Here is a 22,203-nt window from a genome sequence, read left to right as displayed (position 1 = left end):
TATCTTGAAGTTGTGTCATTCGAACCGTTCTTCGGAGTGGCACTCCTCACAGCACGGCGGGGATCCGGGGCGGACGCGGGCAATCCGATCGCGGATCGCCCGAGCCCACCCGCCGGCCACGTCCGCGGTGGCCGACCGCACTCAGTCGGTTCGCTCCCGGCCCGCCAGCGCCAGGACCCGCCTGGCCTGCCGCAGATGCGGGAAATCGAGCATCTTCCCGTCCAACGCAACGGTTCCCACATCCGCAGCGAAGGCCGCGACGACGCGCTCGGCGAAGTCGACCTCGTCGGCCGACGGCGTGAACGCGGCATTGATCGTGTCGACCTGACCGGGATGGATGGCGATGCGGCCGCTGAACCCCTCGGCGCGGGCGCGACGGGAGGACTCCGCGAGGCCGTGATCGTCCCGGATGTCCACATACAACGTCTCGACGGCCTCGACATCGGCGGCGCGCGCACCGATCAGTGTCAACGAACGCACCAGCTGGTAGGTGGTGGCCCAGGTGCCGTCCGGCCCCAGATTGGTCGAAGCACCCAGTGCGGCGCTCAGATCCTCCGCTCCCCAGGTGAGTCCGTACAACCGATCGATGCCGGCCTCGGCGAACTCGCCGAGCCGGAACGGCGCCCGCGCCGTCTCGGTGGCCACGGGCATCACACGGACCGACCCCGGAGGCAGACCGTGCGCGGCCTCCAGCATCTCCAGATAGTGGTGCACGCGCGAAACGTCGTGCGGCCCATCGATCTTGGGGATCATGATCCCGGCCGGTCCCGCGGCGACGACCGCGGCCAGATCCGGGAGCGCGTGCTCGGTGCCGATCGGATTCATCCGCACCCACAATTGCGGGCCGCGTCCGCCGACGGCGGGACGGGCGGCGATGTATTCCGTGACGAGCTGTCGCGCCAGCGGTTTCCGGGTCGCGCTGACGGCATCCTCGAGATCCAGGATCACCGCGTCCGCGGACGACTCGGCGATCTTCGCGAGCTTCCGCTCGCTGTCACCGGGGACGAACAGGAACGAGCGGATCGGCGTGGTCATCGCGGCCGCCGCAGTTGCAGGCCCGACCGCTTGCACGAGGCGACCAGTTCGTCGTGCTGATTGAACGCCTGATGCAGGAACACGACGATGCCCTGATCGGGCCGGGACTTGGAGTCACGCAGTTCCAGCACCTCCGTCACGACGTGGATGGTGTCGCCGTGGAACAGCGGCTTGGGGAAGCGCACCTCGTCCCAGCCGAGGTTCGCGACGGCCGTTCCCAGCGTCGTGTCGCCGACCGAGATGCCGACCATGAGCCCGAGAGTGAACGCGCTGTTCACCACCCGCTGCCCGAACGGCGTCCCCTTCATGTACTCCTCGTCGAGGTGCAGCAGCGCCGGATTGTGCGTCATCGCGGTGAACAGCACGTTGTCCGTCTCGGTGACGGTCCGTCTGATCGGGTGTTCGAACCTCTGCCCCACCGACAACTCGTCGAACCATACGCCAGCCACGCTGCCTACCTCCACATCGGGTCAAATCATCTTATGGTAAGACCAAACATACCAGCAGACCCATATAGTTCACCTCCGGCCGCCGACGCCGGTACGCCGGGCAGCACTGTGGCCGGGGCCGGACCTCTCAGGCCACCGAGATCCCGCCGTTGACGCTGACCACCTGGCCGGTGATGTTGGCCGCCAGCGACGAGGCCAGGAACAGGATGGTGTTGGCCAGGTCCTCGGGCTCGGTCAGGCCCAGATGCGCCTGCGCGGTGATCTTTTCGAAGATCTTCCGGCTGAATTCGAGGCTCATCGCCCGGTCGAAGGAGCCGGTGTTCGCGATCAGCGACGGCGTGATCGTGTTGACCCGCACGCCGTACCGTTTCGCCTCGACCGCCAGCGTGCGGGAGAACGTCACGATCGCGGCCATCGCCGCGCCGATGACACATTCGCCGGGGGTGGGCACCTTCGCCGCGTCCGAAGCGATGTTGATGATCACGCCGTGCCGCTGCTCTCGCATGATGCGCACCGCCGCGCGGCTGGTCAGTATCGGGCCGAGCGCCTGCTGCAGGAGTATGGCGGGGATCGCGTCGATCTCCGTGTCGTGCAGCAGCGTGGGCTGATAGACCGCGACGGTGGAGTTGACCAGCACGTCGAGACCGCCCATCCGGCGCCCGGCCGCCGCGATCACCTCGTCGGCGCGGCCGGGTTCGTTGACATCCGCCGACAGGAATTCCGGCGCACCGGCCGGACTGGCCTCGGCGACCGTCTCGACGGCCTGTTTGCCGCGTTGCTCGTTGCGGCCGACGAGAACCAACTGCCGGGCTCCCGACCGCGCGAAACCCACCGCGGTCGCCAGCCCGACACCGGAGGTACCGCCGACCACCACGATCTTCGAGTCGGTGAAATCGAAGCCGGTCGCCACCGGGGGACGGTTGCCACTGTTCGCGTGTTCATCCATGTTCTCTCCTGAACTACCTTTCGTCTTCCGAACTCATCTCGAGCTCGACTCCGACACGGCCACCGCGGTGAGCACGCCGGAGGCGATCTGATCCTGGATCCGGAACTTCTGGATCTTGCCCGACGGGGTCGTCGGGAGTTCCGTCGTGAAGTACCAGAGCGACGGCGTCTTATGAGCCGCGATTCTCTCCCGGCACCACGCCTTCAACGCGCCGACATCCGGCGGATCGGCCGGATTCTCGGCGCGCACGACGGCCCCGATCTGTTCTCCCCATTTCTCGTCCGGCACACCGATCACGACCACCTCCGCGATCGCGGGATGCCGGAAGAGCACGTCCTCGATCTCCCGGGGATAGATGTTGAGCCCGCCCCTGATGATCATGTCCTTGAGCCGGCCCGTGATACGCAGGAATCCGCGGTCGTCCATCGTGCCGAGATCGCCCATGTGCAACCAGCCCTCGGCATCGATCGTCGCCGCCGTCTCCGCGGGCATATCGGAATAGCCGAGCATGTTCTGGTAACCGCGGCAGCAGATTTCGCCCTGCGCACCGATCGGGACGATCTCGCCGTCGAGCTGGTCGACGATCTTGACCTCGAGTTCGGGGAGCGGCTGCCCGACGGTGCCGGCCTGGTCCACCGGATCGTCGGTGATCCGGGTCTGACTGATCACCCCGTGCATCTCGCTCTGCCCGAAGAGAATCGTGAATCGGCAACCCAGCCGCGCGATGACATTCTCGACCAGCGCCTGCGGCACGGTCGCGGCGCCCGACATGATGGTGTGCAGACTCGACAGATCTCGCGTCGCCAGATCCGGATGCCCGAGCAACGCGATCAGCATGGTCGGCACCATCAAAGAGTGTGTGCCACGGTATGTTTCGAGGGTTTCAAGCACGAGTCCGGGCTCGAACTCCGGCAGCACCACATAGGTGCCGTGCGCGGCGAACGTACCGAGTTCGGTGACCCCGCCACCGCCGATGTGGTACATCGGCATGGCGTTGACACACACCACCGATCCCGAGCGGCCGGCCCGCTCGAAGACGAACGTCGCCTCGTTGACGATGCCCTTGTGGTGCAGTACCGCCCCCTTGGGAAATCCGGTGGTGCCGGAGGTGTACTGGATCTGGACCGGATCGGTCGGCGACACCACGGGCAGCGGCGTCGCGGGATCACCGGTGGTGCGGAACTTCTGCCAGTCCCGAGTCGGGACGACCGTGCGGAGTTCGGGGAGGTCGTCGGCGATCTCGCCGAGAATTCGCTCGAGATCGGTTCCGCGATAACTCTCGCGGAAGAACACACCCGCCGCCCGGGATTGGCGCAGGATGTACCCGAGTTCGTCCGCCCGATAGGCCGGATTGATTCCGACCACCACCATGCCCGCCATCGCGATCGCCTGCTGGAGGATCACCCAGTCCGCGCTGTTGGGCGCCCACACCGCGATGCGCTCACCCGGCACGAACTGCGCCAGCAGTGCCCGGGCCACGGCCTCGACATCGTCGAGCAGTTCGCGATAGGTCCATGCGCGCCGCTGCGCCGGACCGGGATCGCCGTCGACCAGCGCCACCCTGTCCGGCGCCGCGGCGGCGGCTTGCCTGAGCAGATCGCCCAGGGTGAGGTCGCGAACTCCCGAACTCCGGGAGGCCGGCCAGAGGGATTGCGTGAAGGTCATCGTGAGATCCGCCTTCGAAAGTCTGCGGGGAGTGAACAAAGCCGTGGCTCGCATGTCGCCGATCCGGCCCCGGCGCCGATAGGTGTGGCGCCGATCACAACCAATTTAGTACATATTTCGACACTTCATCTACGAATCTGTCGAATATTTATGGTCGCCCCGCGGACACCGAGCCCGGCCGGACCCCGTCGACGGCGGGCCCCCGGCGCCGCGGCCGCGCCGAAGGCCCACCGATCACGACCGGCCCCTTGACAATTCGATCGGAACCGCGCCGACGGCCCGGGTAACCGCCTGATCGCGGCCCCCGTCGCAGTCGAGGCAGTGCCGGCCACCCGTCGATGCCCGCGCGGCCACCTGTTCGTCCGCGACCGCGTCCCGATCGGCGGGCGCCGCGGCGCGCGTGCGGTATTCGTCCCGGGCGAGCAGGCCCGCGCCGTAGGCACCGGCGATCTGCGGCTGCGCGAGCAGCTCGATCGGCCGGTCGAGCGCACGCGACACGAAGTGCCGGGCGGCCGGGTTCTTCGCGACGCCGCCGGTCATCACGACGGGCGCGGCCCGGCCCACCTGCGCGACGAGTCCCAGGGTGCGCGCGGCCACCGCCCGGTGCACCGACGCGGCCACGTCGGCCTTCGAACAACCCTGTGCCAGTAGGGAAATGACTTCGGTTTCGGCGAATGTCGCACACATACTGCTGATTTCGAGGTCGTCGGAGCCCGAGAGCGCCAACTCCCCCACCGCGTCGATGTCGACCTCCAGCGCCCGGGCGAGCACGTCGAAGAACCTGCCCGTCCCGCTGGCACAGCGGTCGTTCATCGCGAACCGGTCCACCAGACCGGCATCGTCGACGAGGATGGCCTTGCTGTCCTGGCCACCGATGTCGATCACCAGCCGGACGCCCGGCCGCAGCACGGCGGCACCGCGCGCATGACAGGTGATCTCGGTGAAACTGCGATCGGCGCCGGGCACCAATCTGCGCCCGTAGCCCGTGCTGACGGTCCGCCGAATCCGATCGCCGGTGACCCCCGCGGCGTTCCGAGCGCCCTCGATCGCACGGGCGACGGCGACCGGGCTCACCGCGCCCATCTGCACCACGTCCGCGCCGCGCAGGACCCCGTCCTGGTCGACGACGGCCGCCTTCGCGGTGGTCGAGCCGAGGTCGACCCCCATGACGAACCACTCTCCGGCAGCCATCGATCTACACCCCGGCCTTCATCCGCTGCACATCGATGGCCTCCAGCATCGCCTCGAGCCGGCTGTCGAAGAGTTCGTCGTTGTAGAACGACGCGTCGGCGACGTCCCCTTCGAAGAAGAAGGATTTGACGCCTCGCTCGCTCTCGGCGGTCCGGGCCAGCATCGCCTGCGGGTTCGTCATCGCCCGGCAGGTCCGGGTCGAATGGAACGCGATGCCGTCGATGGCGTATTCGTCCAGGCGGCGGAGCAGCAACTCCTGCAGGACCTTCAGGCCGTGGTTCAACGGGCACAGCAGATAGTGCTGCGCCAACCCGAGCAGAGGATTGTCGACATCGATGAGTTGTGGCTCCTGCCAGAAGGATTCGTGAGTGTACCGGCCCGCGACGACCGCCACGTCGTACTCGGCGAATTTCCGGGTGAGGAAGCCGAGCTTGTTCCAGTTCATGATGCCGTCGAAGTACACGCGGTAACGCTCGCCGCTCACCGCGCTCACACCGTCGGCGAGCCGCTGCTCGATCTCGGCCTTCACACCGGCGAAATAGTCGACCAGATCCTGGTTTCCGGGCAGGAAGTTGATCGGCGCGATGCTCGCCACCCAGTCCCAGTAGGTCGCCGGGGTGGGCGCCTGCCGGCACAACTGCATTCCCTCGAGCCGCAGCTCGGAGGCGCGCTTGATGTAGGACATGCTCTCGCTCAACGCATCCCAGTCGAAGGGCCGCCCGGTTCGATGCTCCAGGAACTCGATCAGTTCGCGCAGCTGGCCTTCCACGTACCGGCCGACCTCGGTCCACTCCTCGCCACGCAGATAGCCGGCATCGGGCTTGTTGCCCCACAGCATGGGAATCGAGACGTTGAACAGGGGGAGCTTGCGGTCGAACACCCGATAGGTCATCGCATCCCACTGCTGGCCCGTACTGCATCCAGCATAGCCGTTGACCAGGAAGTCCGGGGCCGGCAACTTCGCGGCGAGCTCCTGCTGGTCGGCCATCCCGACCACCCCGCTGGACCGCTCGTTGACGGTGCGGTGGGTCAGCACGGCGCAGCCGAGGTGGGTTCGCGCGTAGGAGCAGAGTTCGCCGATGTAGCCGTACTCGGCGCCGGCGGTCTGCGCGGGTACCTCCAGGTGCTGGGCGGCCAGGCGGGCGGCGAACGCCTCGCCGTGGCACCACTCCAGCCCGGCGGCCTGGAACAGCGGATTCAGCGCGGCGCCGTTGTACCAGACGACGTGTTTGCCTCGTTCCTCGGCGGTGAAGATGTTCTCCCAATAGTCGGCGACCAGTCGGCCGGCGACGCGGGTGCTGGTCAGCCGGTTGGCCTTCCCGGCGCGCTCTTGCTGCACAGTCATGATGAACTCCCTTGTACGGTAGACGGTTTCAGAGCGAGACGGCCGCCGCGCGGCGGCGGATACGTTCGACGAAGGTCTCCGTGCGGGTACGCACCGTCTCCGCCGGGACGCCCTCGTGCTCGGTCTCCAGCAGCAGCAGTGGAATGCCGCGGGCGTCGAGCGCCTTGCGCAGTTCCGGGTAGTAGAGCATGTGCGGTTCACAGAATTTCGCCATCAGCACGACGACCCCGTCCGAACGGCTCTTTTCGATCGAGTCGATCAGATAGGTGTCCCAGTCGATCTGCGTGGTGACCCGGGTCGGGCAGGGCGCGGCACGGTTACGGTCCGTGTACCACTGCGACAGCGCTGCCAGCGGATCACCGGACTCGGGGACGTCGGTGGAGATGTAGCGGAATCCGGTGTACAGATCGTCGTCGACGACGATCGCGCCCGATTCCTCGATCAGATCCAGCAGCTCCGGCCGCGGGCCGTGACAGAAATGCCCGGACAGGTGCAGGCGCACCGGATCGGCGGGAGGTTCCGGGGCCGGGCCGAGCCGGGCCAGCAATCGGTCGAGCAGCGCGGTGTGCTCGTCGACATCCATGACCATGCTCGACTTGACCAGGATCTGCATCTGGCTCGCGGTGATCCGGGCGCGGCCCGAGCGCCGGCGATCGTAGAGGTCGCGCAGCCGGCGCCGATTCTCGTTGAACGCGCGGATACTCGCCGCCAGCGCCTCGTCGGTGACCGACACTCCCAGAGCCGTTCCGACCTCGCGGACACATTCCTCGATCCGGCCGATGACCCGCGGATTCGTCCAGGAATCGTCCATCGCACTGGTGAACTGGGCGAAGTGCACCGGCTTGGCCGGGCGCGCCCAGCGGATCACGTCGACCGCGCCGAGCAGCTGGACACAGTGGTCGGCGACGACGAAGGCGTCGAACACGTCCAGTCGCCCGAGTGCGGCCTGGTCGGCCACGCTCCGGGTGTAGCCGCAGTAGAACTCGGCGAGCAGACTGCGGCCCTCGGTCACCGGCGTCGGGTCGTCCTGGACGATGACCGGCAGCGCACCGGCGGCGTGCACGATCTCGGCGGGGAAGTTCATCGGGAACGACGCGATCGCGGGCCGCCCGGACCGCACCTTCCACTCCGCGGCGTAGGTCACCGGATCGTCGGCGACCGCGCGCAGCGCCGACATGACTGCCGGGTCCAGTTCGCTCATGTCAAGCCCCTCGGCCTCTGGGACGGCCGCGCGGCGGGCAGTCGAGCGCCCGCGGCAACCGATCCGATAGTGATACATTATTTGACATCTACTTTCCGAAAGTGTCAAACATCAGCAGGCGTCGGACATCAGCAGGCGTCGGACATCAGCAGGCGTCGGACATCAGCAGGCGTCGGACATCAGCAGGCGTCGGACATCAGCAGGCGTCGGACATCAGCAGGCGTCGGACATCGGACGGTGTCGAACATCGGCTGGTTCGCCCCGCACCCGGCGACTGAGCGACGATGGGAACATGCCCGACACCGCCCCGACACCGCCCACGAAGGATTGGCCGGCCCGAAGCGCCCGGTCCACGCTCCTCACCGCGCTCGGCGAACTCGTGGAGCCGTATCGGCAACCCGTCCGGACCGCGGCGCTGCTGTACGTCCTCGAGGGATTGGGCTTCGGGGCACATGCGAGCCGGCAGGCCGTGGCGCGCACCGGATCCGCGGGCCTGATCGCGCCGCGGCGCGACGGACGCGAAACACTGTGGAGCCTCACCGACAAAGCGCATCGCCTCTTCACCGAGGGAGATGTGCGGGTCTTCTCCACCGATATCGATCCCGCGCGGTGGGACGGGCAATGGCTGGTACTCAACGTCGCCATCCCCGAGTCCCACCGCGCGACCCGCAAGAAGCTGTACGCGGCCCTGCGCTGGGCCGGATTCGGTAATCCGACGCCGGGCACATGGGTCACTCCGCACACCCATCGCGCCGCCGAGGCGGCACAGGCGATCGACGCCCTGGGCCTCACCGAGAATTCACTGTCTTTCATCGGAACCACTTCCGCCGCAGGCATTTCCGAGGAGGATCTGGTCCGGCGATCCTGGGATCTCGCCGCGGCCGAAGCCGCCTACGACGAGCTACTCGAACGCTTCGACTCCCAGCGCTTCACCACCGCCGACGAACAACTGTTCGCCCACGTCGAACTCGCCGACTCGCTGCGGCGCATGACCTACATGGACCCCCGGCTGCCGGAGGTCCTGCTCCCCCACTGGCGTGGACAGCAGGCGGCCAAACGACTGCGCGACCTGCGCGCCGAATGGACAACCGCCGCACACGCGCAGTGGCATCGCATCGCCGGACTCGGGTGACCACCGGCCCCGTGGGCACGGACGCCGCAGCTCCGTCACAGTATGGACCGTCCTCTCTTTTGGACATACCATATACGTGTTATTCTGTGCTCTGGGTCACATGACGTCGCCGTCGACGAACCGCCGCCGCATGTCGGTGACCGTGCGCGTGAGGAGCGGAGGAGTGATTGTGCAGTCAGCGACGATGCGGGACGGCCGGCACAGCGACACCCATGTCGCCGAACAAGCCCTCGCGCAGTTGCTGGAACTGATCGGCCCGGATCCGGAGCTGCTGCGGCTACAGGAGCTCAACCCGAGCCTGTCGCTGGTCCGCGACTACGCCGGTCACGCCCTCCGCGCCGGACTGCCGTCCCCCGAGGCCACCGTCGAGGTCGCGACGATCCTGACCACCGTCGACACCGCGATCCGCGCCGATATCGCGCGCCGGGTGCGCGTACACAGCAGGCAGTTCAGCGGCTCGACCCGGGTGGTGCGTGCGATCGACAGCGCCGGCGGCGCCCGCCTGGCAGCAGTGCTGACGCGCGAGCTGTGTACCGCGCTGGGCTACGGCAAGGCGATGTATTCGGCGGTCTCCGGGTCCTGCTGGTCTCCGGTATCGGTCTCCGTCAGTCCCGAACTCCGCGGCGAGTTCGACCCGCTGGTCGCCGCGGTCGACGGCAGTCCGATCCCGTTGCGCGACGCGCCTCGCGAGGCGGAACTGGTTCGCCGTCGCCGCCCTTATGCGGTCGGGCCCGCCGAGGTCAAGCGGCACACCTATCGCCCGCTGCTGGACCTCAGCCGTCCGGCCGGGTATCTCGCCGTCCCCGTCGTCGTGGCGGATCGCGCCGTCGCGATCATCCATGTCGACCGCCACGACAACGATCTGGACGAGGCGGACTTCCACCTGATCACCACCCTGGCCCAGGCATGTGCGCTGGCCACCGAATCGGCGCGGCTGCGGGCCGCGATCGCCGAGCAGAACCGGCGCACCACCGCCGAACTGGATCGGCTCAACCGTGCGCTGCGCGCGCTCGAACACACCGGAGTGACCCTCGACGATATCGGGGAACGACCTGGCGAGCCCCGGCAGCGATCCGAATTACCCACGCCCACAGTGGATTACCCGGCGACACTGACCGCACGCGAGCGCGACGTGCTGACACTGGTCGCCGCCGGCGCCACCAATGCGGCGATCTCGCGCCGGCTGTGCATCTCCGACGGCACGGTGAAGTCTCATGTGCAGCGGGTCTTCAAGAAGATCGGAGTGAGCACCCGGGCCGAAGCCGCCGCGCTGTACGCGGGCCACCGGTCGCCGCCGGAACTCTCCGCATGAACACCGGCGAGGAGGCGAGTGCCGCCGACCTGATCGCGGCGATGCACGACGCTTCCGGGCGAGATCTGACCGAACTCGGCCGCCGCGTGGCCGACCGGCTCGACCGCGAGAAATCGCTGCGGGACAACCGGATCGACGAGCTTCGCAACCGAGCGCGACGTCTCGATCGAGCGGTCGCGGACCTCACGGCGGCGACCTCCGGGACCGAACTGTTGCGGCGCGCGTGCACAGCGCTGGCCGATATCTGCGCCGCGGAGCGGGTCGTCGCCTCCTTCGTCGAATCGGAGACGGCGGTACCGGTCGCGACCTACGGCACCCACGCCGGGAGCGAAGCTCCGCCTGCCTACGCCCTGCTCCCGGGATCGCCGGAGTCAGCCGTACTCGTTCCCGGAAGCGCACCGGTCATCGGCCGGTCGGCCGGCGCGTTGCGCCATCTATTTCCCGACGGCTGCACGATCACGGCCGCCGGGGTCGGCGAGACCACCGTGGTCCTGATTCATATATCCGGCACACTGGCTGCCGCACAACATGATTCGGCCACCCTGCTGGTCGAGGTGCTCGGCGGTTGCCTACAGCGGCTCGGGCTGGCCACGCGACGGGCGCGGCAACTCGACCTCCTGCGCTCGAGCGGCATCGCGCGGGAGAACCGCGATCCGGCGCCGGCCGGCATCGAACCGGTCCCGGCCGCACCGCCGGGGATGGAACCACTGACCGAGCGGGAGCGCGAGGTCCTGCGCCTGATCCTGCGAGGCTCGTCCAACACCGCCATCGCCACCGAACTCGTGATCACCGTCGATACCGTGAAATCCCACGTCAAACGCATCCTGCGAAAGCTGGGGGCGACCAATCGCAGCGAATTGATCGCCCGCCACTCCGCTGCCGGGCTCACCCGCCGTTCGATTGCGCCACCGTCACGGTGACCGTACCCGTGTTCACGGTCAATACCAGCTGACAGGCCAGCCGGGAACAGGGGCGCGCGCCGTCGAGGTACTCGAGCAGATCCCGTTCCTCGGCCGACGGCTCACCGAATGCCGCCGCGGATTCGCCTTCGACATATACGTGGCAGGTGGCGCACGAACAGCTACCACCGCATTCGGCGACGATACCCGGAAGGTTGTTGCGTACGGAGCCGTCCATCACGGTCTGCCCCACCGGGACGTCGACCGGGCTGGCCGAGCCGTCGGGCAATCGATAGACAACGGTGGGCATGGGGTCCTCCTCGGAAACGACACTGGGTGAAGCGACCTCAGTCTGCGAAGCGATCGGCAGTCCCCACATCCCCACGACGGTCGATTACCACCGGCCATCGGGGTGAGACCGGACGGCAATTACCCCCTTTCTGCCGACAGTGTTCCGGCATCGGTGTGATGTGACTCACCCGTCCCGCTGACACGCTGGGTACCACTTCCCGATCGAGCGAGGAGAAATGATGGGCACCACCGAGACGATCCCGGACACCGTCGCCCGGCAGATCGTGCTGCCCGAGGGCCACCGTGACAACGACTCGCTGTTCGAGGCGTATCGCTGGCTGCGCGAGAACAACCCGCTGGGCCGTGCGACGGTCGCGGGATACGACCCGCTGTGGCTGGTCAGCAAGCATGCCGACATCATGGAGATCGAACGGCAGCCGGAAATCTTCACCAGCGCCGGTGGTGCGGCCAAGGGATCGGTCAACCCGATCCTCGCCAATCAGGCCGGTGACGCGTTCACCAAGAGCATCAACAACGGCAGCCTGCGGATCCTGGAAACCCTCACCTACCTCGATCCGCCGGAGCACACCGAGATCAAGGACATCGCGCTGGACTGGTTCCGGCCGCAGAACCTGGCGCAGTGGGAGTCGGTCATCCGCGGCCTGGCGAAGTCCGCGGTCGCGCGAGTGCTCGAGACCGACGGAAAGATCGACTTCGTCCAGGATTTCGCGCTGCACTATCCCCTGCACGTGATCATGAGCCTGTTCGGCGTTCCGGAATCCGATGAGCCCCGGATGATGTCGCTCACCCAGGAGTTCTTCGGCACCGCCGACCCCGATGCCGCGCGGGCGGACGTCGAACAACTCACCCCGGACGCGGCGGCCCGGCAGTGGGTGGCCACGATCCAGGACTTCTTCGCGTATTTCGAAACCGTGCTTCAGGATCGGCGCGCGAACCCGCGCGACGATCTGGCGACGGTCATCGCATCGGCGCGCGACGCGAACGGCGAGTACTACGAGAAGGAGATCGCCTACGGCTATTTCATCGCCATCGCGACCGCCGGTCACGACACCACCTCCAGCACCCTGGCCGGCGGCATGCTCGAACTGGGCCGTCACCCCGAGCAGCTCGCACTCGTCCGGGGCGATCTGTCGCTGGTGCCGCACCTGGTCAACGAATCACTGCGCTGGGCCTCTCCGGTGAAGCATTTCATGCGGACGGCCACCCAGGACTACACCCTGCGCGGGCGCGATATCCACCCCGGCGACCGCTTCATGCTGCTCTACCAGTCCGGCAACCGCGACGTCGATGCCAACCCGGACCCGGACCGGTTCGACCTCACCCGCCGCCCCAACAAGCACATCGCCTTCGGTTACGGCCCGCACATGTGCATCGGGCAGCACCTGGCCAAGCTCGAACTGCGCGTCATGCTCGAAGAGCTACTGCCGCACGTGAAGTCGATCACCCCGAGCGACGACAGCCGGTTCATCCAGACGAATTTCGTCGGCGGCCTCAAGAACATGCCCGTCGTGATCGAATTCGACCGGTAGCGGTCGTGAACACGATGGATCCCACGCATACCGTGGCGATCGCCGGTGCGGGACAGGCCGGGGTCACGCTCGCCGCCCTGCTCCGGCAGCAGCGGTTCACCGGCCGGATCGTGCTGTTCGGTGCCGAATCCGTGCTGCCCTATCAACGGCCCCCGCTGTCGAAGAAGTACGACAGCGCGGACCACGTCCAGTGGCTGCGACCCGAATCCTTCTACGCCGACAACGATATCGAGCTTCGCCCGGCCGATCCTGTCGTGCGCATCGATCGCGCGGCCCGGACGGCGTCGACCCGATCCGGGTTCACGCTGTCGTACGACACGCTGGTCATCGCGACCGGCGCGAGTCCCCGCGCACTGCCGACACCGGGGGCCGAGCTGCGCGGCGTGCTGGCCCTGCGCACTCTCGGCGACGCCGGCGAACTGCGCACCGCCGTTCTGGCCGGGGCGCGCCTGGCCGTCGTCGGCGCGGGCTATGTCGGGCTGGAGGTCGCCGCCGCGGCGCGCGCTCGCGGCTGCGAGGTCACCGTGATCGAACGCGAGGATCGCATCCTCGCCCGGGTGGCGAGCCCGGAACTGTCCCGCATTCTCACCGATGGTCATCGCGCCCGCGGCACCCGGATCGTCACCGGGGTCACCGTCGCGGAGCTCCTCGGCCGCGACGGCCGCGTCCGTGCGGTGCGGCTCGGCGATGGTCGCGAGATCGACTGTGACACGGCGATCGTCGGGATCGGCGCGGTACCGGAGGACGGGCTCGCGCGGTCCGCGGGCCTGGACTGCGCGGCGGGGATCGTCGTCGACGGCGCCGCCCGGACCAGCGACCCGCACATCCTGGCGATCGGCGACGTCACCCGTCGGTGGCACGACGGTCTGGGCGGGCTCGTGCGGCTGGAGAGTATTCCCAGCGCGACCGAACAGGCCAAACAGGCGGCAGCCGTCATCACGGGTGCACCGATTCCCCCGCACGAGGTGCCGTGGTTCTGGTCCAGTCAGTTCGACCTGGAGATGAAGATGGCGGGCGTTCCGACTCCCGGCACCGAAGCGGTGCTGCGCGGCGATCCCGGCACCGGCTCCTGCGCGCTGTTCCACCTCGACGCCGACGACATCCCCCGCACCGTCGAAACCATCAACGCCACAGCCGATTTCATGGCGGGAAGGAAATTCGTCGGAAATCGGACGCCCTTGAACCGGATCGCGCTGGCCGACATCGGCACCCCGATGCGCGAGGTCGCAGCACAGCGCCCCGATCATCCCTCGGTCGCCACCGGCGCCCGCACGTAAACACCACGAAGGATCTGATCATGGAAGTACTCGCCGCGGTCGCGCGTGCCCCACAGCGCGAATTCTCGCTCGAGACCATCACCGTCGACGGTCCCGGAACCGGCGAGGTTCTGGTGCGGATGGAAGCCGTCGGAATCTGCCATACGGACCTGGCCGCCCGCGACGGTGCGCTCCCGGTCCGGCTACCCGCGGTATTCGGCCACGAGGGCTGCGGTGTGGTCGAGGCGGTGGGCGCGGGCGTCACCAAGGTCGCGCCGGGCGACCGGGTCGGTATCACGTTCGCCAGCTGCGGCACCTGCCCGACGTGTCGTGCCGATGCCCCCTCCTACTGCCACAACTTCATGCATCTCAACTACGACGGCGAGCGCGCCGACGGCAGCGGCCCGCTGTCCGCGAACGGTGAGCCGATCACCGGGCTGTTCTTCGGGCAGTCCTCCTTCGCCACCCACAGCCTGGCGCTGGAACGCAACGTGGTGAAGGTGCCCGCCGACCTTCCGGCCGAGATCGTCGCGCCGATCGGCTGCGGAATCCAGACCGGCGCCGGCGCGGTCATGCGCTCGCTCGACTGCCGAGCGGGCTCGTCCCTGCTCGTCGCCGGCGCCGGCTCGGTCGGGCTGGCGGCCGTCATGGCGGCCGTGGTTCGCGGCTGCCGAACCATCATCGTGGTCGAACCGCATGCGTCGCGGCGAGCGCTCGCCCGGGAACTCGGCGCGACACACGCCGTCGACCCGGCCGCGGGCCCGGTCGCGGATCAGGTCCGTGCCATCGTCGCCGAGGGTGTCGACTATGCCATCGATACCTCGGGCATCCCCGCGGTCATCGAGGGCCTGATCCGGTCGATGACCTTCCACGCCGGCCTGGGGCTCATCGGCGTCCCCGCGAATCCCGAAGCGGCACTGCCGCTCACGATCATCGAAGCGCTGGTCCTGGGCATCACCGTCGTCGGCATCATCGAAGGCGACAGTGTCCCCGACGAATTCATCCCCGAACTGATCGAGTTGTTCCGGGCCGGACGATTCCCCATCGACAAGCTGGTGACGACCTTCCCGTTCAGCAAGATCAACGACGCCGTCGCGGCGCAGCACCGAGGCGAGGTCCTCAAACCGGTCCTCGTCCACGAGTGAACGATTCAATGCGGAGAGCACGATCATGACCATCGAATACACCGATCTCTATCTCGACGGCCGCTGGGTCGCCCCGGCCACCGCCTCGATCATCCCCGTGATCTCACCGAGCACCGAACAGCGCATCGGCTCGGTGCCCGAGGGCAGCGCAGCCGATATCGACGCCGCGGTCGCCGCGGCCGCAACGGCTTTCGCCGATCCGGCCGGCTGGGCGCACTGGGACGGCGCACGCCGCGCGGAGGCACTCGCACGATTCGCCGACGAACTGCTGAAGCGCGGCGAGGAGACCGCGATCCGGGTCAGCAGCCAGAACGGGATGCCGATCAGCCTCGCGCGACAGTTCGAAAGCGGCTTTCCCGCACTGCTTTTGCAGTACTACGGGGCAATGGTCACCGATCAGCAGGACGACATCCGGCCCGGGATGCTCGGCGGCTCCACGATGGTGACGCGATCCCCGATCGGCGTCGTCGGCGCGATCGTGCCGTGGAACGTCCCGCAGGCCATCACCTTCCTGAAGATCGCCCCGGCACTCGCGGCCGGCTGCACCGTGGTGCTCAAACCGGCGCCGGAAACGGTCCTCGACGCATTCCTGATGGCCGAGGCCGCGCACGCCGCGGGCATGCCGCCCGGGGTGCTCAACGTGGTGCCCGGCGGCCGCGACCTCGGCGCCTACCTCGTGAGTCATCCGGGCGTGGACAAGGTTTCGTTCACCGGCTCGACCGCGGCCGGGCGCTCGATCGCACGCGCCTGCGGCGAACTGCTGCGACCGGTGACCCTGGAGTTGGGCGGTAAATCCGCGGCCGTCGTGCTCGACGACGCGAACCTCACCGACGATCTCGAATCCTTCTTCGGCGCAACGCTGTTGAACAACGGGCAGATCTGCTGGTTGTGCACGCGGGTGCTGGCCCCGGCCGCGCGCTACGACGAAATCGTCGACACTGTCACGGATCTCGTCAAGACGATCACCGTCGGCGATCCACTGTCGGACGACACCCTGATGGGCCCGCTGGTCTCGGCCCGCCAGCGTGATCGGGTGGAGGGCTACATCGCCGCCGGCCGCAAGGACGGCGGACGCGTCACCGTGGGCGGCGGGCGGACCGGCGACCGTGGCTGGTTCGTCGAGCCGACGGTCTTCGCCGGCGTGCGCCCCGACCACACCATCGCCCGCGAGGAGATCTTCGGACCCGTACTGTCGGTGATTCCCTACACCGACGAGGACCAGGCGGTGGCCGTTGCCAACAGCTCCGACTACGGTCTCGGCGGCACGGTGTGGACCGCGGACCCGGAGCGGGGTGCCCGCTTCGCCCGCCGCATCGCCTCGGGCACGGTCGGCATCAACGGCTATGCCAACGACCCGACCGCCCCGTTCGGCGGCATCAAGAACAGCGGCATGGGCCGGGAGCTGGGCCCGGAGGGCCTGTCGTCCTACCAGAACCTCAAGAGCATCTATCTCGATATGCGCTGACCGGGACCGAAATGCCCGGCGACCGAGCACGGCCGCCGGGCGGCCGGCCTCGAGCACCCCACGCGGTCAGTACAGCGTCGAGAGCAGTTGGCGGTAGCGGGTTTCGACGGCAGCCGCATAGGCGGCGACCTTCTCGGTCGTCGTGGCCAGGATCATCTTCGCCTTGTCCGCGATCAGCAGCGCCAGGTCGTCGGCGACCTCGGACACCGCCTGGGCGTAGCACACGATCCGGACGATATCGCCGGGATCCAAGGTGGAGACGTTCGGCAGCCCGGTTTCCGGCGTGATCGCCGGCAGTTCCCGGCCGGCCGAGGCGAAGGTCCCCGGCGGATTGATGAACAGTGTGGAATCGGCGTTGAGAACCATGTCGTCGCCGACCAGCAGGCTCCGGAAGGTCCCAGACGGATCGATGCATCCGTAGAACGGATTGTGGACAGCACCGCGTCGAGACAGCCCGCATCGCCGACGACGTTCCCACCGGTATCGGTGAGGAAGTACGTGGTCTTCGGGGTGGGCACCAGGACGTATTCGGTTTCGAACAGGCTGATCGCCCGGTACAGCGCGGGCGCGGCGGTGACACCCTTCGCCGGGAGGGTGGCGAGGTCGATGCGGCACAGATACGGCGTGCGGTTGACAATATTCAGCACTTTCTTGTCACCACCGGTCGAGGCGGCGATGCCGAACAGTGCGCCGATGTTGCGGCAGAACGACGAGGTGCGTACCTGCTCGTCGGTCTTCATATTGCCGCCACTGTGCTCCCCGATCACCTTGATAATCCTGGAGAGGCCGGTATCCGCCGCGATGGACACCGATTCTTTCGACGGCAGGCTGGTGAAACGCCAGATGTACTGGTGTCCGGGCTCCCCATCGAAAGCGACGAAGTGGTCCAATTTCCGGTCGTCGACGTAGGCCGACCATTTCCGGTGCGGCGACCACTGTGCCGCGAGATCCGTATCCGCCTTCAACAGCGACTGGTAGGTCATCAGCCACTCCAGGTGGGCCGTGGCCTGCGGCGTCGAGGGCAGCTGTTCGGCCGTGCCGGATCGGATCACGGTGGGAGCCGATCGGCTCACCGCCGACGACGGTACTCGTTTCGAGGAGTTCGTGCTTTCTTTCGAACGCATCGTGATGGTGATTTTCGATTTCGGCTTCACCGGTCGATCGGTATTGCCCTGTTCGCGACTCGTCATGAGACTTCCTCGGCGCGGAATGAATGGACCCGGCCGAGCGTATCGGCGCTCGCCGACGGCCGAATCCGGAAATCCGAATGAGGACCGAACGGTTTTGCCGGAGATGTGCCGAACAGGACGCGCGGCCTCATTTTCGGTCACGGCCGACGATCATTTCTCACAATGCCCGGACATGCGGTCATGGCAACCCATGATGTCACCGATCAATGCTGCACAGCCCACCGGAATTCACGGTTGCATCCGGTACCGGGGTACAGGCTCACCGTGAACCCATGACCGAGAACGACCTGCGCGAACAGCTGGTGAACCTGTCCGCGTGCACCCTGCCCACCGTGGATCGCCCGACCCGGCTGGCCGAGTTCGACCAGTTCTTCGCCGACTGTGTGCGTGCCACCACCCGGCCTACTCCGGCGAGGTCGGCGGTGCGGCTCCCGATTCGGCCACCGCCGCGCCGATGCCGGGTTGCAGGCGCGCGGGTCGCGAAACTGGGCGAGATCGACGCGAAACCGGCCGAACTCACGGCAGTCCGCGACACCCTGCGCGCCGCGCCGGCTGCCGGCTCATCTCACCAGGGAAGAGTCGAGCAGCATACAGATCGCTTCCCGTGACCCGGCGTCGGGAATGGTCTCCAGCGCCGTATTCAGGACGGTCTCGAACGTCTTCGTCGCGGTCGCCAGCAACTCTGCGCCGGCGGGACTGAGCCCGATGTAAACGCCGCGCTTGTCGAATTCGCACTTCCGTCGTTCGGTGAGACCGAGCCGGTCCAGCCGGCCGACCAGCCGCGAGATCGAGGACTGGTTCAGTGCGGTGGCCTCGGCCAGCTCCTGGATCCGCAGTTCCTGGAGCTCGGCCGAGGACAGCGCCTTCAGAGCGGTGAACTCCGAGAACACGATGTGATGCCGGCGGTGCAGATCGCGTTCGATCCGTGCGTGTACGTGCGCCTGGGCGAGCGCCAATGCGAGCCAACGGTCGCCCCTGCTGTGCGTCACGGCGGACCTTTCATGCAAGCTCAACGAACAGTCATGTATCCCTGCATATGGTAATCGGTGGTTCGCTCCGACGGGCGGGTTCCTACCCGGCGAGGTCGGCGGTCCGGGTCGCCGCGAAGAGGCTGCCGTAGCCGTCGAGACGTACCGGTTCGGGCATCAGATTCCACAGCAGCACCTGGTTCGCGGTGAGTACCGGACGTCCGGTCAGATTCTCGATCCGCTCGATCGCGGCGATCGCGCGCTGGCCGTTGCCCGCGACGAATATCGCGTCCGCCGAACCGATATTGGCGACGACATCATCGATGAGCCGCTCGGGCGTGACCTGCATCTGGACGCTGGGTGCCGTGACCGCCTCGGATCGGGTGACGGCGATGTCGTGCTCCGCGAAGTACGCGCGCCCCGCCTCGTTGAGCACATCGTCGAACCAGGGCGGGTTGAACAGTGCGAGCCGGCGAATCCCCGTCGCCCGGCACGCCGCCACCGCCGCACGGCAGGTCGTGGTGATCGGCAGGCCCCGGGCGGGTGTGCGCAGCCGCTCGAGCAGACGTTGTTCCTCGGCGGCGCCGTGCACATAGGAGGAACTGGTGAAGGCCAGGCCGACACCGTGTACCGGTGCCAGCGCGACCGCTCGCACCGCGTCGTCGATGTGGGGTGGCCTGGTGAAGTCGAGCACCGGCTGATGCGGGATCTTCGTATCCATCGCGCCGTCCGCGCGCATCGCCGAGAACGCGACGCGACTGCCGTGCACCGTCCCGTGTGTCCCCAGCATCGCCTGTAGTTCCGCTTCGGGTCCGATATCTGCTTCCGGCACGACGACACCGAGGTGTAGCGGCGCCGACCAGCCGTCGTACTGCTGCATGTGTGATCCTCTCGAAAAGCGGTGGAGTACCTCGGCGGACGGCAGGCGAGCGCGATGCTCGCCTGCCGGTGCCCGGGAGGCCGGCGTGATCAGCGCGCGGTGACCGGCCGCTGTGCCGCGAGTGAGCCGTGGGCCGGCGTGCGACCCGTCGCCGTCACCATGCGCGGATGCGATCGTCCGATGAGGCCGCGGATGAGGCCGGGGTCGACGTCGTCCAGATACTGTGGCTCGCTGAGGAACTGGAGGGCGCGAGTGCCGTCGGTCGTCGCAGGCTGATAGACCGAATCGGCCGAACCGTCGAATTCCAGCGGGGTCATCCCGTACAACTTGCACATCAGCTTGCTGAACACGGGAGTCACCTTGATCCAACGCCGATCGAGCAGGATCTCGGTGTACCAGTGCAGGAACAAGTCACCACCGACCAGTTCGAGGAGTTCCGGCGAGGCGAGATGATTGGTGACGTGGGCGTGGACGAGCCGGGCGGGAACCCCGAGGGACCGGACCGCGGCGGCATAGGCGATGGACTTGTGCAGGCAGAATCCCCGGCGCGCGGCGATGATCGCACTCGCCTTCAGCCCGGCATCGGTGAGATCGGTGTCGAACACCTCGTAGTGCAGGCCGTCGCGAACGGCGTAGTAGAGCCGGACGACCTTGTCGGTTTGTGTCACCGCACCGCGGGTGTGCTCGGCGACGAAATCTCGCACGACGGGATGGGAGTAGTCGAAATGATCTGTCTCGAGTACTGGCATGTCCCCTACAGGTTCAGTAGTTCCATGATCTTGTTCTTCTGAATTTCGGTCGAGCCGGAGTAGATCGTGCCGGCGATCGCGTTCCGCAGGTCCTTCTCGACCCCGTACTCGGCCATGAACCCGTATCCGCCGTGCAGCTGGATCGCCGCGCGGGCGGTCTCCACGGCGGCTTCGCTCGCGACGATCTTGCTGATCGCGATATCGATGGTCACGTCCCGGTTGTTCATCAGTTTCTCCGCGGTGTCGTACAGCCACTTGCGTGCGGTCTCGGACGCGATCTTCATATCCGCGATCGAATGCCCCACCGCCTGGTTCCGGGAAATCGGCGAACCGAACTGGATCCGGCCCGTGGTGTAGGCGGACACGTCGTCGACACGACGTTTCATTTCGCCGACATTGATGATGAAGGAGAACAGGATCTCCCGCTTCATGACGTAGTCGAGTACGAAATACCCGTTGCCCGGATAGTTGAGGATATGGTCGGCGGGAACCACGACGTCGTCGAGGAACAGTTCGCACATCGGCGAGGTGCGCAATCCCATCTTCTCGATCTTCGCCCCGCGTTGCACGCCCGGGGTGTCGACCGGTACCACGGTGGTGGTCAGTCCGCCGCCCGCGGCATTGCGGGCGTAGACCACGATGATGTCGGCGATCGGGCCGTTGCTGACGAAGGTCTTGGCGCCGTTGAGGACCACGGTGTCCCCCTCGATCGTGGCCGTGGTGCGCATGCCCATGGCGTCCGAGCCGGCCGACGCCTCGGTGATGGCGTGGGCGCCGACGAAGTCCCCCGCGCACAACGCCGGCAGGTACAGGGCTTTGGCGGCGGGCGAGCCGAATCGGCCGATGGCCACGACGCTGCTCGCGAGTTGTGTGGCGACCGAGAAGGCGAGTCCGCCGTCCCGGCACCCCTGTCCCAGGCGTTCGAGGACCCCCATGGTCGACACCACACTGCGCCCGAGCCCGCCGTAGGTGGGATCCGCGGGGAGCCCGAAAATGTCGAGCGCGGCGAGTAATTGCCATTTGTCGCGCCGGAACGTGCCGGTCGCGTCGTCGGCGATATGGTCGGCCGACAGCTTGTCGGCGAGTCCGTCGACCACCTGGTGCAGGGCGATGTCGTCTTCGTTCCAGTCGATCATCCGCAGCGTCCGCTCTCAGTACTGCGAGAACTCGTTGCCGGACAGCCGGTGCCGCTCGGTGCCCAGGATCGGTGGGTCGAAGATGCTGATCAGGTGCATGTCCGCGTCCGGGTCCGCCCGCAGGAAGTGTGCGTCGTGCTGGTCCAGGACGTAGATGATGCCGGGGTTGATCCGGTGGACCACCGAGCCGTCGGCCGAGGCGACCTCACCACTGCCCGCGATGCAGTAGCACGCCTCGGTGTGCCGGGTGTACTGCAATCGCGATTCGGAGCCCGCGTTGACGACGGTGTGCGCAACCCCGAAGCCCAGCCCGTCCCGTTGCACCAGCAGCCGGTGACTGGTTCCGTTGCCCCAGTCCACGGCCTCGACGCTCTGACGATCTCGTACGAACATTTCTT

At 67.3% G+C, this 22,203-nt stretch carries 23 protein-coding genes; 8 read left to right on the top strand and 15 right to left on the bottom strand.

Going from position 1 to position 22,203, the window contains the following annotated elements:
• Positions 1–141: 141 nt before the first annotated feature.
• From LBW94_RS30535 to LBW94_RS30505, 7 genes are all read right to left on the bottom strand, one after another.
• On the bottom strand, positions 142–1,035 hold the full coding sequence (locus LBW94_RS30535; protein WP_225058965.1) for an HpcH/HpaI aldolase/citrate lyase family protein: 894 nt from the start codon (positions 1,033–1,035) through the stop codon (positions 142–144).
• On the bottom strand, positions 1,032–1,484 hold the full coding sequence (locus LBW94_RS30530; protein ID WP_225058966.1) for a MaoC family dehydratase: 453 nt from the start codon (positions 1,482–1,484) through the stop codon (positions 1,032–1,034). The genes LBW94_RS30535 and LBW94_RS30530 overlap by 4 nt, the downstream gene beginning before the upstream one ends.
• 127 nt (positions 1,485–1,611) lie before the next feature.
• Positions 1,612–2,430, bottom strand: a complete 819-nt coding sequence (locus LBW94_RS30525; RefSeq protein WP_225058967.1) for an SDR family NAD(P)-dependent oxidoreductase — start codon at positions 2,428–2,430, stop codon at positions 1,612–1,614.
• Positions 2,431–2,463: 33 nt separating this feature from the next.
• Complete coding sequence (locus LBW94_RS30520) at positions 2,464–4,095, bottom strand: AMP-binding protein (protein WP_225058968.1); 1,632 nt, start codon at positions 4,093–4,095, stop codon at positions 2,464–2,466.
• Between the two features lie 234 nt (positions 4,096–4,329).
• On the bottom strand, positions 4,330–5,286 hold the full coding sequence (locus LBW94_RS30515) for an acyl-CoA dehydratase activase (RefSeq protein WP_225058969.1): 957 nt from the start codon (positions 5,284–5,286) through the stop codon (positions 4,330–4,332).
• A 4-nt stretch (positions 5,287–5,290) separates the two neighbouring features.
• Positions 5,291–6,631, bottom strand: coding sequence for a 2-hydroxyacyl-CoA dehydratase subunit D (locus LBW94_RS30510; RefSeq protein WP_225058970.1), 1,341 nt, complete (start codon positions 6,629–6,631; stop codon positions 5,291–5,293).
• A 28-nt stretch (positions 6,632–6,659) separates the two neighbouring features.
• Positions 6,660–7,832 carry a 2-hydroxyacyl-CoA dehydratase subunit D gene (locus LBW94_RS30505; RefSeq protein WP_225058971.1) on the bottom strand — a complete coding sequence of 391 codons (1,173 nt, stop codon included), beginning with the start codon at positions 7,830–7,832 and terminating at the stop codon, positions 6,660–6,662.
• Positions 7,833–8,124: 292 nt separating this feature from the next.
• Between LBW94_RS30505 and LBW94_RS30500 the strand changes: the two genes are divergently transcribed.
• The 3 genes from LBW94_RS30500 to LBW94_RS30490 all read left to right on the top strand — a co-directional run bounded on the left by LBW94_RS30500 (position 8,125) and on the right by LBW94_RS30490 (position 11,196).
• Positions 8,125–8,964 carry a PaaX family transcriptional regulator C-terminal domain-containing protein gene (locus tag LBW94_RS30500; protein ID WP_225058972.1) on the top strand — a complete coding sequence of 280 codons (840 nt, stop codon included), beginning with the start codon at positions 8,125–8,127 and terminating at the stop codon, positions 8,962–8,964.
• Between the two features lie 169 nt (positions 8,965–9,133).
• Positions 9,134–10,276 carry a helix-turn-helix transcriptional regulator gene (locus LBW94_RS30495; RefSeq protein WP_225058973.1) on the top strand — a complete coding sequence of 381 codons (1,143 nt, stop codon included), beginning with the start codon at positions 9,134–9,136 and terminating at the stop codon, positions 10,274–10,276.
• Positions 10,273–11,196, top strand: a complete 924-nt coding sequence (locus LBW94_RS30490; RefSeq protein WP_225058974.1) for a helix-turn-helix transcriptional regulator — start codon at positions 10,273–10,275, stop codon at positions 11,194–11,196. Before LBW94_RS30495 ends, LBW94_RS30490 begins: the two co-directional genes overlap by 4 nt.
• Here LBW94_RS30490 and LBW94_RS30485 read toward each other — a convergent pair.
• Positions 11,162–11,485 (bottom strand): 2Fe-2S iron-sulfur cluster-binding protein, encoded by a 324-nt coding sequence (locus LBW94_RS30485; RefSeq protein ID WP_225058975.1) that lies wholly within the window; start codon positions 11,483–11,485, stop codon positions 11,162–11,164. The genes LBW94_RS30490 and LBW94_RS30485 overlap by 35 nt on opposite strands.
• Before the next feature lie 220 nt (positions 11,486–11,705).
• Here LBW94_RS30485 and LBW94_RS30480 point away from each other — a divergent pair, with 220 nt between their 5' ends.
• The 4 genes from LBW94_RS30480 to LBW94_RS30465 are packed head-to-tail and all read left to right on the top strand — an operon-like array spanning position 11,706 to position 16,882.
• Positions 11,706–13,016 carry a cytochrome P450 gene (locus LBW94_RS30480; protein ID WP_225058976.1) on the top strand — a complete coding sequence of 437 codons (1,311 nt, stop codon included), beginning with the start codon at positions 11,706–11,708 and terminating at the stop codon, positions 13,014–13,016.
• Between the two features lie 5 nt (positions 13,017–13,021).
• Entirely contained in the window at positions 13,022–14,293 is a 1,272-nt protein-coding gene (locus LBW94_RS30475) for an NAD(P)/FAD-dependent oxidoreductase (protein WP_225058977.1), read from the top strand.
• A 20-nt stretch (positions 14,294–14,313) separates the two neighbouring features.
• A complete protein-coding gene (locus tag LBW94_RS30470) occupies positions 14,314–15,417 on the top strand; it encodes an NAD(P)-dependent alcohol dehydrogenase (protein ID WP_225058978.1) in 1,104 nt (367 codons plus the stop codon).
• Positions 15,418–15,442: 25 nt separating this feature from the next.
• Positions 15,443–16,882, top strand: coding sequence for an aldehyde dehydrogenase (locus LBW94_RS30465; protein WP_225058979.1), 1,440 nt, complete (start codon positions 15,443–15,445; stop codon positions 16,880–16,882).
• Positions 16,883–16,948: 66 nt separating this feature from the next.
• On the opposite strand, the gene LBW94_RS30460 is transcribed toward LBW94_RS30465, so the two are convergent.
• Together LBW94_RS30460 and LBW94_RS30455 are read right to left on the bottom strand one after the other, a co-directional pair.
• On the bottom strand, positions 16,949–17,089 hold the full coding sequence (locus LBW94_RS30460) for a hypothetical protein (RefSeq protein WP_225058980.1): 141 nt from the start codon (positions 17,087–17,089) through the stop codon (positions 16,949–16,951).
• Entirely contained in the window at positions 17,056–18,213 is a 1,158-nt protein-coding gene (locus tag LBW94_RS30455) for a hypothetical protein (protein ID WP_266272540.1), read from the bottom strand. The genes LBW94_RS30460 and LBW94_RS30455 overlap by 34 nt, the downstream gene beginning before the upstream one ends.
• Positions 18,214–18,344: 131 nt before the next feature.
• Here LBW94_RS30455 and LBW94_RS30450 point away from each other — a divergent pair, with 131 nt between their 5' ends.
• Positions 18,345–18,680 carry a hypothetical protein gene (locus LBW94_RS30450; protein WP_225058982.1) on the top strand — a complete coding sequence of 112 codons (336 nt, stop codon included), beginning with the start codon at positions 18,345–18,347 and terminating at the stop codon, positions 18,678–18,680.
• Here the strand turns inward: LBW94_RS30450 and LBW94_RS30445 are convergent.
• From LBW94_RS30445 to LBW94_RS30425, 5 genes are all read right to left on the bottom strand, one after another.
• Positions 18,633–19,061: a MarR family winged helix-turn-helix transcriptional regulator gene (locus LBW94_RS30445; protein ID WP_225058983.1), complete on the bottom strand. Its 429-nt coding sequence runs from the start codon at positions 19,059–19,061 to the stop codon at positions 18,633–18,635. The two genes, LBW94_RS30450 and LBW94_RS30445, sit on opposite strands and share 48 nt — an antisense overlap.
• 82 nt (positions 19,062–19,143) lie before the next feature.
• On the bottom strand, positions 19,144–19,920 hold the full coding sequence (locus LBW94_RS30440; protein WP_225058984.1) for a maleate cis-trans isomerase: 777 nt from the start codon (positions 19,918–19,920) through the stop codon (positions 19,144–19,146).
• A gap of 89 nt (positions 19,921–20,009) precedes the next feature.
• A complete protein-coding gene (locus LBW94_RS30435; RefSeq protein ID WP_225058985.1) occupies positions 20,010–20,669 on the bottom strand; it encodes a transglutaminase-like domain-containing protein in 660 nt (219 codons plus the stop codon).
• 5 nt (positions 20,670–20,674) lie between these two features.
• Positions 20,675–21,805 carry an acyl-CoA dehydrogenase family protein gene (locus LBW94_RS30430; RefSeq protein ID WP_225058986.1) on the bottom strand — a complete coding sequence of 377 codons (1,131 nt, stop codon included), beginning with the start codon at positions 21,803–21,805 and terminating at the stop codon, positions 20,675–20,677.
• A 15-nt stretch (positions 21,806–21,820) separates the two neighbouring features.
• On the bottom strand, positions 21,821–22,198 hold the full coding sequence (locus LBW94_RS30425) for an ectoine synthase (RefSeq protein ID WP_225058987.1): 378 nt from the start codon (positions 22,196–22,198) through the stop codon (positions 21,821–21,823).
• Positions 22,199–22,203: the final 5 nt, after the last annotated feature.

Origin of the sequence: Nocardia sp. alder85J, assembly GCF_020176955.2 — a bacterium.
Classification (GTDB): Bacteria; Actinomycetota; Actinomycetes; order Mycobacteriales; family Mycobacteriaceae; genus Nocardia.
This window is presented reverse-complemented; position numbering and strand designations above follow the sequence as displayed.

Coding starts and splice junctions, on each gene's coding strand:
- LBW94_RS30535 (WP_225058965.1), bottom strand. CDS start 1,035: ATGACCACGCCGATCCGCTCGTTCCTGTTCGTCCCCGGTGACAGCGAG.
- LBW94_RS30525 (WP_225058967.1), bottom strand. CDS start 2,430: ATGGATGAACACGCGAACAGTGGCAACCGTCCCCCGGTGGCGACCGGC.
- LBW94_RS30520 (WP_225058968.1), bottom strand. CDS start 4,095: ATGACCTTCACGCAATCCCTCTGGCCGGCCTCCCGGAGTTCGGGAGTT.
- LBW94_RS30515 (WP_225058969.1), bottom strand. CDS start 5,286: ATGGCTGCCGGAGAGTGGTTCGTCATGGGGGTCGACCTCGGCTCGACC.
- LBW94_RS30510 (WP_225058970.1), bottom strand. CDS start 6,631: ATGACTGTGCAGCAAGAGCGCGCCGGGAAGGCCAACCGGCTGACCAGC.
- LBW94_RS30505 (WP_225058971.1), bottom strand. CDS start 7,832: ATGAGCGAACTGGACCCGGCAGTCATGTCGGCGCTGCGCGCGGTCGCC.
- LBW94_RS30500 (WP_225058972.1), top strand. CDS start 8,125: ATGCCCGACACCGCCCCGACACCGCCCACGAAGGATTGGCCGGCCCGA.
- LBW94_RS30490 (WP_225058974.1), top strand. CDS start 10,273: ATGAACACCGGCGAGGAGGCGAGTGCCGCCGACCTGATCGCGGCGATG.
- LBW94_RS30485 (WP_225058975.1), bottom strand. CDS start 11,485: ATGCCCACCGTTGTCTATCGATTGCCCGACGGCTCGGCCAGCCCGGTC.
- LBW94_RS30480 (WP_225058976.1), top strand. CDS start 11,706: ATGGGCACCACCGAGACGATCCCGGACACCGTCGCCCGGCAGATCGTG.
- LBW94_RS30470 (WP_225058978.1), top strand. CDS start 14,314: ATGGAAGTACTCGCCGCGGTCGCGCGTGCCCCACAGCGCGAATTCTCG.
- LBW94_RS30465 (WP_225058979.1), top strand. CDS start 15,443: ATGACCATCGAATACACCGATCTCTATCTCGACGGCCGCTGGGTCGCC.
- LBW94_RS30450 (WP_225058982.1), top strand. CDS start 18,345: ATGACCGAGAACGACCTGCGCGAACAGCTGGTGAACCTGTCCGCGTGC.
- LBW94_RS30440 (WP_225058984.1), bottom strand. CDS start 19,920: ATGCAGCAGTACGACGGCTGGTCGGCGCCGCTACACCTCGGTGTCGTC.
- LBW94_RS30435 (WP_225058985.1), bottom strand. CDS start 20,669: ATGCCAGTACTCGAGACAGATCATTTCGACTACTCCCATCCCGTCGTG.
- LBW94_RS30430 (WP_225058986.1), bottom strand. CDS start 21,805: ATGATCGACTGGAACGAAGACGACATCGCCCTGCACCAGGTGGTCGAC.
- LBW94_RS30425 (WP_225058987.1), bottom strand. CDS start 22,198: ATGTTCGTACGAGATCGTCAGAGCGTCGAGGCCGTGGACTGGGGCAAC.